The following is a 12730-nucleotide window of genomic DNA, read 5'->3' on the forward strand; positions in this document are numbered from 1 at the left end:
CGGACCACGACCGATCGAAATGCCGGCTATCGCTCGGGTCACGAGCGCTCCGGCGGCGATCAATACAGGATGGTTCGGCGTCGGGAGGGATGCCGCACAGGGCTCGGCGAACACCCAGCCGGGGATGAGTGGCCTGAGACGCGAGTTAGTGGCGCGATACCGATCTCGTCGAGCGCGGCCGGGTCGAGTTGTGCCGCCGTGATCGTGATCTTGATCGTGTCCACGCCGACGACGCGCCCGTAGTGTCCGATCGAGACCGTGGTCCCCCGCTGCGCTGCTGCGAACCCGGAGGTCGCCACGTCTCGGCTGGGTCAGCTCGGCCGGCGGTGACTACTCGCCTTACTGGGCGTCGAAGTCCTCGCGGGCTGCCTGAACGTCGGCGAGGATCTTGTCGATCGGCTTGACCTGGTCGGCCCAGTCGATCACTCCCTGCCAGAAGGGGCCGGGGACGTACTCGTTCGTCCAGCTGGCGAACTCGAGTGGCATGAGGTTGGCCGCACCGAACCGCCACGAACCGTCATCGAGTCCCCGGCGGTTGTCCTCGTGGATCCTCACCCGAACCTCGAAGTCCGCATCCGACCGCTGCCCCTGGTAGGACGACGTGTCGAATCGCCGGTTGGAGGAGATGAAGGTCTCACCGAACGTCTCGGTGCCGGCCCACACCTCTCCCCACCGGGGGCTGGCGATGTACGACATCACCGCACGCACCTCCGGTCGGTCGGTCAACGTCGTGGCGCGGATGTGGCCGGATCCGATGTTGGCCGAGCCACCGTCGACCAGTGGCGGGAGCATGAAGTAGTCGATGTCGACGCCCAGCTCGCCGGATCGAGGGTCGTCGATCGGTCCGAGGATGTCGACCATCTGCGACGCCTGATGGCTGAGCCAGCACTGTGGCCCCGCTTCGCCCGTGAACGGGTTCTCGTCGAGCATCCTGAGTGGGGCCGCGGTCCAGGTCGTGGTGCTGATCGACTCGGACCCGCCGGCGACGTAGCCAGGGGAGAACATCAACTCGTCGCCCCGTTGCGCCGCCTCGACGATGCGCGGATCGTCGAATGGGACGTCTCCCGTGACCCAATCGTCGTACACCTCGGTCCCTGCAGAGCGCAGCACGAGGTTCTCGAGGAAGTTGGAGCCCGTGAAGCCGCTGGCGAATCCGGCCTCCCAGTTGAAGCACCAGGGGTTCCGGCCGTCAGCAACGATTTGGTCGGACAATGCGATCAGGTCATCCCACGTCGATGGGACCTCGTAGCCGGCCGCATCGAAGGCACGCTTCGGGTAGAGGATCAGTCCGCTCGGATTGGTCTGCATCATCACGCTCTCGAGCTTCCCGTCGTCGCTCGTCATCTCGTCCACGAGATAGTCGCCGAAGTCGGAGCGCAAGGTGTCGACGTCGAGGTAAGTCGAGAGGTCCACGACTCGGTCTTCCGCCCACGGCGGAGGCGGCGAGAAGAATCCGATCACGTCAGGCGTCGCGCCTAGTTCGCCGGTGACCAGGAGGCGGGTGAGGTCGAAGCTGACGTTCGACACGAGCTCCACCTCGATCCCGGTCTCTGCTGTGAAGCGCTCGAACTCTCCGAGGAGTCCGTCATTTCCCCCGACGGTCGAACCCATTGCGACCGTGACGCGCGTGCCGGCGAGCTCGCCGTTCCCGAACGCCGGCACACCCGGGAGTACCTCGGGGATGTTCACGACGAAGTTCTCGAGTCCGAATCGGAGCGGGAGCTCGGCGTCGATGGGCTGGAGCTCGGGGCAGCCGAGTTCGCTGCCGAGCAGGCACTCGTCGTCGGTGAGCCGTCGCTCGGTCGACGACTCAGCGAGCGCGACCAGTTCGGCGGTTGGCAGCGTGAACACGCCGGTGAGCCCACTCGGACCTGAGCGGATACTCGTCGCCGCTTCGGCTCCGACGGGGTACGGGACGCCGACTTGCTGCAGCGCCCAGTGCAATGAATCGACGGCCTCTTCGGTGGCGTAGCCGAGATCGGTGGTCGACCGCACCGCCTCGACGGCGAACAGCATCGCGAGTTCGGGATCGCGGGTGAGCGCGGCCGCCGAGGCGGTTCGGAACTGCTCGGACACGACGATGCTCTGGTTGGCGTCGCGGGCGTCCGCGGCTTCGTCGCGGGCGTCGGAGGCCGCACGCCACTGGCTGATGCTGAACGCGGCGAGACCGGCGACGAGCACGCCGAGCACACCGGCTCCGAGGAGTTGTCGGCGGCGCTTGTTCGCCTCCCGCTCGGCGTCGGCGATGCGTTGTTCACGAGCGAGTTCTTCGTCTGCGTCACGGTCTCGCGCCGCTCGACTCAGGCCGAGGTAGTGCAGCTCGGGCGCTGACAGCGTCACCGACGTGGATGTCGCCCAGGCATCCAGCTGGTCGAGACGGCCACCGCGCAGCAGGTACCCGTCGCTCTTCCCGGCCGCTTGCCATTCGCGCATCGCCTCGGCGAGTCGACGCTGGCTGCGAACGTCGTCGCGGGCAGCCTCGATCCAGTCGTGCAGGTGTGTCCACTCGGTGAGGAGGGCCTCATGGGAGATCTCGACGGTCGGGCCGCGGGTGACCGGGTCGCGGTCGAAGCTCAGCAGGCGGTGGCGACCGAACGTCTCGCGCACCGTGCGGAGGTCGCTGCGGTCGAGGCCGAGATCGTCGAGTTCGCTCTGCAGGATGCGGCGACGGGTGTCGTTCTGGCCGTCGCCGTCGCCGAGGGTCACGAGCCGGAGGAACACCTGGCGAGCGGCGTCGGCGGCGCTCGGGTCCAGCCCGGCGAGCAGCCCATCGGCTCGTTGCACGAGCGCGCCGGAGACGCCGCCGAGTTCGTTGTACGCGGCGGTGGTGATGCGGTTTCCGTGTCGCCGGTCGAAGAGCTCCGTGAGCGTGTACTGCAACAGCGGCAGTGCCCCGGCGCGGTCGACGACCTCGCGCACCAGTTCAGCCACCACCGCCGGTTCGAAGACCACACCCATCCGCTCGACCGGACCGGTGATCGCGCGCTCGAGCTGCTCGGGTGTCATCGGGGTGATGACCTGCGTGCCGTGGTGCAACAACTCCCCGACACGGCTGTGACCGAGTGGCCGGTCGTAGAAGTCAGCGCGCAGGGTCAACACGACCCGAACACGGCTGTGCACCGCCGTGACCGCATGGGCGAGAGTGTCGAGGAACTGCTTCGCGATGGCGGGTGCGACCTGGGTGAACAGTTCCTCGAACTGATCGATGACGAGCAGGATCTGCGAACCATCGGCGGGGAGGACTGCGTCAACGGCCTTCTCGAGCCCCGATTCGCCACCGACGAGCAGCTCCAAGAGCGACACCGGAGGGTTCACCGCGACTCCGAGGAGCGCGTCTTCGAGCGCCTCGAACGGATACGGAGCAGGTGTCATCTCCACGACGAACCACCGATGCGAATCGGGGAGTGCGCCGCCGCGCACCGCCGGCAGGACACCGGCCTTGACCAGACTCGACTTGCCGGCACCACTCGGGCCGACGACCGCCACGAAACGACCTTGTACACCGGGCGACCCCAGTTTGGCGACCAACCGATCCACCAGGCGTTCGCGACCGAAGAAGTCACCGGCGTCGGAACCGCCGAACGCACGCAGGCCCTTGTACGGATTCACGAGCTCGAGCGGTTCGTCACTCGCAGCGCCGATCACATTACCGGTCAACGCTCGCTGGAGGTCGGCGCCGAACGACGTGACGTCGCCGCGTTCACCCGGATCGGACGCCGTCGCACGGTCGATGACGCGGAGCGTCTCGGCGGGGAGCGCGGGCCGGATCTGGTCCAGGTCGCCCTGGAGGCCTGTGACGGCCTGTGCCATCACGACAGCGAGACTGAACACGTCGGACGACGAGTCGACCGGCTCACCACCGAGCTGCTCAGGCGACGCGAACGGTGCACTGAGCGACCGGGCGCGCAACACCTCGCCGGACGGGCCGGAGTCGTCTCCGACGGCGATGCCGAAGTCGGACAGGTACGCGTTGCCGTCACGGTCGATCAACACGTTGGTCGGTGTGAGATCGCGGTGGGCGACACCGGTGCGGTGCGCGGCACCGAGCGACCCCGCCAACTGACCAACCACCGCCGACGCTTGAACCGGCGTGAGGGCCCCGTCGGCGAGCCGGTCTGCGAGGGTGCCGCCCTGCATCAGCCGCATCACGAGGTACGCCGCGTCCGGCTCGCGCCAGAAGTCGTACAGCGGAACGATGTGCGGATGCTCGAGTCGCGCGACGAGCCGGGCCTCGGCCTCGAACCGCCGAATGAAGGTCGGGTCGTTGGCGAGTTCCGGGCGGATCACCTTGATCGCCACCTCGCGACCGACCGCCGGCTGATACGCGCGGTAGGCCACCCCGAAGTCACCAGACCCGAGCTCCTCTCGCAGCTCGTATCCCCGCACACTCAGGCCCGGAGACACCCCGCCCGACGCCGGCGCCGGCCGCGGTGCCTCCAGCGACTCGTCACCGGCGACCATCCGATCGTTCAGCCGACGCAGCGACACCGACGGGTCGACGCCGAGTTCGTCCACCAACCGAGCGCGGATCGCGCTGAACGCACGCAGCGCCTCGGCCTGGCGCCCGCAGCGGTACAGCGCCAGCATCAGCTGGCCCGTGAGTTCCTCACGCAGCGGATGCTGGCGAACGAGCGATTCGATCTCGGACACCAGCTCGCGCGATCGACCGCACGCCAGGTCGGCATCGATGCGGGCGCTCACCGCCTCGAGCCGCAGCTCTTCCAGCCGCGCGATCTCGGTCTGGGCGAACGGCTCGTACGTGAAGTCCTCGAACGCCCGGCCTCGCCACAACGCGAGGCCTTCGCTGAGCACGATCGCCGCTGCCGCCGGATCCGTGCCGATGAGTGCCCGGCCCTCGGCCACGAGGCGCTCGAAACGGGCCGAGTCGAGCGACTCGGGATCCACCTCGGCCAGATAGCCAGGCGCCCGCGTCAACAGGACCGAACCGTCGGTGCGTTTCGGCCGGTCCGGCTCCAGCGCCTTCCGGAGCCCCGACACATACACCCACAGGGCGTTCTGCTTGTCACCGGCGGCTTCCTCACCCCACAGACCGTCGATGATCTGATCGGTCGACCACACCTGGTTCGGGGCGGTCAGCAAGAGACCGAGCAAGGCTCGCTGGCGGAACGCCCCGAGGTCCACGTCGACCCCGTCGCGCTCGACCGCCAACGTGCCCAGTACCCGAAAGTCCATCAGCGCCTCCCTCCATGCAGCGACCACCCCAGCCGCCGACCCGGCACATACTCCCACGTGTGACTTAGGCGGGACATAAGGGGACATCGGTCCAGGTCGGCGACAACCTCGCTACCGCTGTCAGTCGGCCACCGCTGCGTTTCGATCCGCGAGCGCCGCATCGATCTCGGACTGGATGATCGACCCGGCAGACCGCTCCGAGGCCTCGATGCGAACGGCCCGCTCGGCGAGCGCAGCGTCGATCTCGTTCTGGATGACGAGATACGGAGGCAACTGCACGCCCGCGCTGACCGACGAACTCCGTTCGGTCAACGCCGCATCGATCTCGGACTGGATGATCGCGGTGGCAGAACGCTCCACACCGGCCCCCGCGGCGCTCCGCCGGGCCAGCTCGGTCTCGATCTCGGACTGAACGATGGCCGTCGATGAACGCTCGGCGACGGCGGGTTGGAACGAATCGCCGTCGTCGCCGGCGAGGACGACACCGACGGTAGCGGCCACGACAACGCCGCCGGCGAGCAGCGCCCATCGGCGCCCGCTGCCCTGGGTGGTCGTCGGCTGGTCGTTGGTGACGACAGGCGTCGATCGAGTCGGCGATGGCGCCGGAGCAATCGTGGTGGTGTCGAGGTCGGCGGATGTCAGTTGGTTTGTCATGCCACCAACGTCGACGTGCCGACTTGGCTCCAACTTCGTTCGACTGAACTCGGACTATACGTCGCCTGTCGACCGACTGATGTCGCCCGCCGGCCATGGGCAAGCAGTTGGCACGCCGTGGCGGAGAACGGAAAGAGGCCCGCCGAAGAGGGCCTCTGACCTGGTCATTCTCTCGCATCCCGCACGGGCTTCGACCAGGTGCCGCCACCTTGCGAGAGGGATCCAGACCGTCCGGCCGCGCCGCCCAGGGCCTTGTCCTACGTGCCGAGCAGGCCGAGAAGTACCCAACTGTTCACTTGGTATCCGCCCGTACCGAGATTCCGGACGCGATCCAGTTTCGTAAGCCGGCGGTAAGCGCACGGCAGGAAGCTGCGCTGGCGACATCGCAGCACCCAACCGAAAGGCGAACGACGTGAACACGGACGACGCACATTTGACCAACAGACTCGACACAGCCGGACTCGGACGATCGTCGTCCTGTCGAACAGCACGACGATGTGCACCGCTCCTCGTTGCCGCGCTGCTCGTCGCCGCGTGTTCGAGCGACGACGACGTGTCCTCGACGACCGACGAGCCTGCAGCAAGCTCCCAGCCGTCCGAGCCGTCGGACACCACGGAGCAGCCCGGAGCTACCGACGCCCCGGCCACGACTGAGCCGGAGGCGACCACCACCGTCGCGGAGACGACGACCACCGAGGCTCCTCCGCCGACGGAACCGTTCGACCTCTCGCTGGCCACCCTCGTGGGCGCCCCGGCAGCGACCAACTCGATGAACGGGGCCAGCATCTCGCCGCTCGATGGCAACCTTTACGTCGCCAGTGTCGGCGGGAGTGAGATCACGGTCCACGACCCTGAGACCGGAGAGATCCTCGATCGGCTCGGGCCTGACCAAGGTGTCAACGGCCCTGACGACGTCTTCATCGCCGATGACGGCACGGTCTGCTGGACCGACCTCCTGGGCGGGAACGTCGGCATGCGATCGCCGGACGGCACGACGACGACGCAGGCCGTCGGGCCAGGTGTGAACCCGATCACGATGTCGGCCGACGGTCGGCTCTTCGTGGCGCGCATCTTCCTCGGTGACGGGCTCTACGAACTCGACCCGATGCTCATCGCCGATCCGATCCCGCTCGACGAGACCCTGGCAGGGCTCAACGCCTTCGACTTCGGTCCCGACGGACTGCTGTATGCACCGTCGTTCTTCACCGGCGAGGTGGTGCGTATCGACGTCGACGCCGACGTCATCGCCCCCGAAATAGTCGCCTCCGGCGTCGGCGTCCCGTCGGCGGTGAAGTTCAACTCTGCCGGTGAACCACACGTGGTCGACCTCGCCGGGGGCACGGTGTCCACGCTCGATCCGGCCACGGGTGAGACGGAGCAGCTCCTCCGGATCGACGCCACGATCGACAACATCGCCATCGATGCCGACGACCGCATCTTCGTCATCGCCGGCAGCGACAATCAGGTCCATCGCATCGACGGCGATGAGTTCATGGTGCTCGGCCAGGCTGGGTTCGGGCTTCCTGGCGGCGTCGCGGTCAGCCCTGACGGGTCGGTGTGGGTCGGCGACTTCTTCGTCATGCGCGGCTTCAGCGCCGCCGACCCGGCTCGCCTCGAGACGTCGTTCTACGATCGGTTCGCTGCGCCCGGCGAGGCGTTCGCAGGGGCCGGAAGCGTGTCGGCCGACGGGGACAACCTGATCGTGGCGAACGCCTTCTCCGGATCAGTGCAGGTGCTCGATCCGGCAACCGGCGACGTCCTCGAAGACGTTCGCGATGTCGTCTTCCCGGTCAACGCACTCAGGCACGGCCCCCGACTCGTGGCGGCACAAGCCGGTGGCGGCAATGTCGTCAACGCCAACGACCTGACCGACGTCCTGATCGGCGACCTAGCAATCCCGTTGGGCTTGGCCAGCGACGGCACCACGTTGTACGTCGGCGACTGGGCGACCGGTGACATCTGGGTGGTCGACGACGCCGGCCCGCGGGTCCTTGCCGCAGGTCTGGCACAGCCGGAGGGCATGGCCGTCGACGGCGACCGACTGCTCGTCGTCGAAACCGGTGCACAGCAAATTGTCGCGATCGACCTGGCGACCGGCGACACATCACCCGTGATCACCGGCCTCGACTTCTCGGCCCCTGTCGTCGAGGGCTTCTTGCCGACCGGCATGTTGTCGGGCGTCGCCATCGGTCCCGACGGAGCGATCTACGTCTCCGACGACGGCGTCAACTCGGTCTACCGATTCGAGCGCTGACCTCCGGCCTCCGGCCCGAAGACCCGCAGCCGGACGACGCCGACGTCGTCGTCCGGCAGCGGGTCTCGACGCGTCGGATCCGGGCACTACAACTGATTGTCCACGACCCGACACCGACTACGGAAACGAGACACCACCATGGACGTTCGACTCGTCGTCACCGGCCACGACGACCGCGGCAAAGCCATCGTCGCAAGCGATGCCACCGTCACCCCGATCACGCTCTCGATGATGCCGGGCACCGAGTTCCACCGCCTGTGGGGCTCCGACGGTCCACAGACGTACCCCGACTCCGGAACGGCACCCGCCGCAACCACGTACCTACCTCCCATCGCTGGGTTCCGGTTCATCATGTTCACCATTCCACCGGACGGGTCCGATGACTTCCCCGACGACGTCGAGAGCGCGGTCGAGGAAGTCGAGGCGAAGCTCCCCGGGATGATGGCGCACATGGAGTTCGACGACCCGGGGATGCACACCACCGACACCACCGACTTCGACATCGTCCTCTCGGGGCAGGTTGTACTCGAGCTGGACGACGGCGCCGAGGTCACCCTCTCCGCCGGTGATGTCGTGGTCCAGAACGGCACCCGACACCGATGGCACAATCGCGGAACCGAGGTCGTCGTCCTCGCCACCGCAATGGTCGGTGCCCGCCGCGACTGAGCCGCAAGTCAGCCGGCCGCGATCCGCTCCGCAGCCTTTCGCGCCTCGATTGCGGCGACGTCCATCGTGAGGCCAGAGCCATCATCGAAGGCCTGCCGGCGTTGTTCGTCGCTCAGCTGAGACGCGACCCAGGCCGGGAGTTCGGGGTTGCGGGTCAGCCGGGCAAACGGTGGGCGTCCGGACGAACTGACCGCCGCCCACAACCGCTCAGACGTGTACGACTCCATGCGGAGCATGGCGAGCATCACGCCGATCACCTCCACCCCGTGCCACACCCAGTGTGGTGATCGCACCCGGACCATTCGTTCGATCATCTCGACGGCGAGCGGACCCGCTTGACGGGGATCGCCGTCGTAGCAGTGCTGGAGCGCCATGAACATCTGACCCTCGGCGATCGTGTGCTGGTTGTTGGAGGTGAGCGCGATGCGGTAGAGCGCTTCTCTGTTCCGTCGCGCCGCGTCGCTCAGCGCGTCGGCCATCATGGCGGACCGCATTTGGCGGGCGTAGACGCGCAGCGTCGGATTTCCGTACTCGTCGGCGGCCTCGACGCCATCCGAGTCACGAGCACGGAACTTCCCGAGGACGAGCAGTGCCGGATCGCCACACTCCTCGGCCGCCGCCTTCACGAGTGGGCCCCACTGCTCACCGCTGGGATCCCGGAACAGGCGGACGCAGTACACGACAGCGCGCATCCACGGGTCGTCGACCGACGCGTCGAGTGAATCGAGCACCGCGTCGCACTCCTCGATCTGGTCGAGATGCGCGAAGTGAGCTGCAGCCGCGGCAGCCACGCCGGGAGCGTCGGCCGGAGCCAGCTCCAACCGTCGAAGCGCATCGACCGCCCAATCGCCCGGCGCGACGAATCCAAGAATCGAGACCGCGACGGCCATCGGACCCATCACCCGGTCGAGGAGCTCGATGTCTGCGCGCTCGGTCGCCAGCCTGACGACCTCTCGAACATGAGGAAGTTCGCGATGGACACGGTCCCACCACTTCGCCTCGTCCGGCCCGCACAATCCGACGGCTCCGTCGATCGCAAGGGTGGAGAAATGCTCGATGTAATGCTGCTGCGTCGAGCTGGAGGTTCGGACGTGGAGGTGTTGCCGGATCGGTTCCAGGATCCGGAATCGGGCTCGTCCGTGATCCCGACTGACAAGGTGATGCTCCACGAGTTCGCCGAGGTGTGCGACCACGTCGGCCGCGCTGGTGTCGTCGGTCGAGAGCACAGCTTCGGCGCCACGGAGATCGAAGTCACTGACGAACACCGTCGCCCGGATGAGGGTCTTGCGTGATGCGGGCGAGAGCCGCTCGAGCGACCATTCGAGGGTCGTCGCCAGGTCGGCGTGCGAGCGCGAACCCCCGGCAGCACGCGTTGGCGCAGCGCTGGCCAGCAGACCTGGTTGGTCGGCGAGGCGACGCGCGATCTCGCGCGGGGAGAGCGCCCGCGTCCGGGCTGCCGCGAGTTCGATCGCGAGCGGATAGTTGTCGAGGACGGCGCACAGCTCATCACGCTCCTGGTCGGCGAACGGGCCGGCGCCAACTTCGGCGATCCGTGCGTCGAGCAGCTCGTGGGCGGCGGGGTCGGGGAGCCGATCGAGTACGACGACCGACTCATTGGCCAGGCCGAGCCGGACCCTGCTCGCCGCCAGGATCGCCGTCGACGGAGCACCGGCACCGAGGTCCTCGACGAAGCGGCGCGCACCCTCAGCAACGTGCTCGCAGTTGTCGAGCACGACGAGCGTCGAACGGTACGCGAGATAGCTCGCGATCGTCGCCGTGGATGTGGTGTCAGGCTCCTGCCCCAACCCCATCGCATCGGCCACCGCAGCAGCGACCTCATCCGATTCATCAGGCAACGGCGCGAGGTCGACCACCCACACGCCGTCGGCGGCAACCGCACCGCCCAGACAACGCCGTGCCACCGCGCCGACGCAGCGGCTCTTGCCGATCCCACCCGTCCCGACGGCGGTCACAACGCGACCGGCCCCGATCGAAGCGGCGATCGCCTCGACCTCGGGACGATCGACGAAGAGGTTCGGCTCGGACCGGAGGTTGTCGGTCACGAGCGAGGCATCGACAAGGGGTCCGGGTGCGGCCCGTGCGCTCGGCGCGTCGAGGGCTGGATCCTGATCGAGGATCTGGCGATGAAGCGCGCTGAGCTCAGGACCGGGATCGATGCCGAGTTCCTCGACGAGGAGCTGGCGGGTCTGCCGGTACACGGCGAGTGATTCGGTCTGACGGCTGGATCGGTACAACGCGAGCATGTGCAGCGCGCGAATGTCCTCGCGGTACGGATGCTCCTCGGCGAGCAACTCGGCACCGGCGCAACACTCACGGTGCTGGCCGAGTCGGAGGCGAGCATCGAGCACCAGCACCTGTGCGCGTACGCGGAGCTCCTTCAACCCGACGATCTGCCCCCGGAGCGGCTCGAGTTCGAGTTCTTCGGCCATCGGGGCACCGCGCCACAGTGCCAGCGCGGCTCTGCTCGCTTCGGCGGCCGCCGACGGATCGGCCTCGACGGTGCCCTCGGCCACGCCGACGAGGCGCTCGAACTCGGCAGCGTCGACCGTGACGCCGTCGGAGCACAGGGTGTAGCCCGTTGCGGCCGTGCGAATCTCGCAACCCGGTCCCAATGCGCTGCGCAGCTGGGACACCTTCACCTGAATCGCATTGCGGGCGCTCTTCGGTGGACGATCACCCCACAGGATCTCCGAGATGGTGTCCACCCGGACGACATCGTCGAGGTTGTGAGCGAGCGCGAGGAGCACCGCCTGCGATTTCGGCCCGCCGAGTTCGAGCGGTTCACCGCCTCGAGTGGCCGTGAGTACGCCGAGCACACCGATCTTCACGACCGTTGGCTCGCCGCCCGTCACGGGAGCAGTATTGCACGGCCCGCTTCGCTGCCAGCCGCCTTCGAACTGTTCGCCGCAAGTCCGACCGCCCGCGCACGACCCCGCCACCAGAGCGCTGAGATTAGGCCTCCAAGCCAGCGAAACGCGGTCCGGATCGCCGGCTCGCGGCAACCCATGCGGCACCGACGAGTTGGTGAGCTCGAAGCGACCCCACCCCGCTCGACAATGGCGGTGGACGACAAGCCGACAACCCGCCCATCGCGGCACGACTGTGGGCGATTATCTACACGAGAATGTCGGCGGTGTCCGCGCCGACCGGACCGGTCGGATCACGTCGTCAGTGGGTCGGCGATGTGCAGGCCCTGCCGTTCGGCTGCCTCGCAGAGCGCTCGGTCCGCGCTCGTGAGTACTGCGGCACGGACGAAGACCGCTGCTGCGAGGTGGACTGCGTCGTAGCCCCTCAGCGCCTCGGTCTCCGCGAGTTGCGCGGCGCTCTCGATGAGTTCCTCGGTCACCTCGACAAGATGGAGATCGTCGACGAACGCAGCCAGCTCGGTCTTGGCAACGTGCAACTGATCGGTCGAAAGCCGCTGACGCCGTGCGGCTGCAGCAAGCGCAGCGCGCGCTTCCACCACGACCAAACTGACCGAGGCGACCGAATCGGCGGACTGCCAGATCGATTCGGCTCGATCCGACCCCTCCTCATCGACGATGAGTTTGATCAGGGTCGACGTATCGACGTAGGTGATCACCGACGCTGCTCAGCAACGAGATCGCTCACGTTCCCCTTCGGCTTGATTCGTGAACGAGCACGATGACGAGTGCCGCTCGCTGGTGGCCGGACCACGCCAGCGGCGACAAGGTCGGCGAGGCGATCGTCGGGTGCGTCGAGTGGAGAGAGTTTGGCAACCGGGCGACCCCGATCCGTCACGATCACCTCTTCGCCCGCCTCCACGCGATCGATGTACTTGCTGAGACCGTTTTTCAGATCGCGGATCCCGACCTCGGATCTCGAAGTAGCTACGTTCATGCCACCAGTGTAGCCACTTCGACAGCACCGTCAACGGGTCACTTCTTGATGCTCGTCGCGCGTGAAGTCGCTCGAAACCCA

General features: G+C 67.4%; 7 protein-coding genes. 2 read left to right on the forward strand and 5 right to left on the reverse strand.

Features of this window, described 5'->3' with window-relative positions; all coding sequences use genetic code 11:
- Positions 1-339: 339 nt before the first annotated feature.
- Together ACE37B_RS24805 and ACE37B_RS24810 are read right to left on the reverse strand one after the other, a co-directional pair.
- A complete protein-coding gene (locus ACE37B_RS24805; protein ID WP_409926032.1) occupies positions 340-5193 on the reverse strand; it encodes an extracellular solute-binding protein in 4854 nt (1617 codons plus the stop codon).
- 120 nt (positions 5194-5313) lie between these two features.
- Positions 5314-5847, reverse strand: a complete 534-nt coding sequence (locus ACE37B_RS24810) for a hypothetical protein (RefSeq protein ID WP_409926033.1) — start codon at positions 5845-5847, stop codon at positions 5314-5316.
- Between the two features lie 553 nt (positions 5848-6400).
- On the opposite strand from ACE37B_RS24810, the gene ACE37B_RS24815 reads away from it, so the two are divergent.
- Together ACE37B_RS24815 and ACE37B_RS24820 are read left to right on the forward strand one after the other, a co-directional pair.
- Positions 6401-8101 carry a hypothetical protein gene (locus ACE37B_RS24815; RefSeq protein ID WP_409926034.1) on the forward strand — a complete coding sequence of 567 codons (1701 nt, stop codon included), beginning with the start codon at positions 6401-6403 and terminating at the stop codon, positions 8099-8101.
- Between the two features lie 138 nt (positions 8102-8239).
- Positions 8240-8767 (forward strand): cupin domain-containing protein, encoded by a 528-nt coding sequence (locus tag ACE37B_RS24820; RefSeq protein WP_409926035.1) that lies wholly within the window; start codon positions 8240-8242, stop codon positions 8765-8767.
- Positions 8768-8775: 8 nt separating this feature from the next.
- On the opposite strand, the gene ACE37B_RS24825 is transcribed toward ACE37B_RS24820, so the two are convergent.
- From ACE37B_RS24825 to ACE37B_RS24835, 3 genes are all read right to left on the reverse strand, one after another.
- Complete coding sequence (locus ACE37B_RS24825; RefSeq protein WP_409926036.1) at positions 8776-11640, reverse strand: BTAD domain-containing putative transcriptional regulator; 2865 nt, start codon at positions 11638-11640, stop codon at positions 8776-8778.
- Between the two features lie 308 nt (positions 11641-11948).
- A complete protein-coding gene (locus ACE37B_RS24830) occupies positions 11949-12371 on the reverse strand; it encodes a type II toxin-antitoxin system VapC family toxin (RefSeq protein ID WP_409926037.1) in 423 nt (140 codons plus the stop codon).
- Complete coding sequence (locus tag ACE37B_RS24835; RefSeq protein ID WP_409926038.1) at positions 12368-12649, reverse strand: type II toxin-antitoxin system Phd/YefM family antitoxin; 282 nt, start codon at positions 12647-12649, stop codon at positions 12368-12370. The genes ACE37B_RS24830 and ACE37B_RS24835 overlap by 4 nt, the downstream gene beginning before the upstream one ends.
- Between the last annotated feature and the right edge of the window lie 81 nt (positions 12650-12730).

This window comes from Ilumatobacter sp., assembly GCF_046290335.1.
In the GTDB taxonomy this organism is placed as follows: Bacteria; Actinomycetota; Acidimicrobiia; order Acidimicrobiales; family Ilumatobacteraceae; genus Ilumatobacter_A.

What these genes read in the sequence shown, in the direction of transcription:
- ACE37B_RS24835 (WP_409926038.1), bottom strand. Translation starts at nt 12,649, where the DNA reads ATGAACGTAGCTACTTCGAGATCCGAGGTCGGGATCCGCGATCTGAAA.
- ACE37B_RS24805 (WP_409926032.1), bottom strand. Translation starts at nt 5,193, where the DNA reads ATGGACTTTCGGGTACTGGGCACGTTGGCGGTCGAGCGCGACGGGGTC.
- ACE37B_RS24820 (WP_409926035.1), top strand. Translation starts at nt 8,240, where the DNA reads ATGGACGTTCGACTCGTCGTCACCGGCCACGACGACCGCGGCAAAGCC.
- ACE37B_RS24810 (WP_409926033.1), bottom strand. Translation starts at nt 5,847, where the DNA reads ATGACAAACCAACTGACATCCGCCGACCTCGACACCACCACGATTGCT.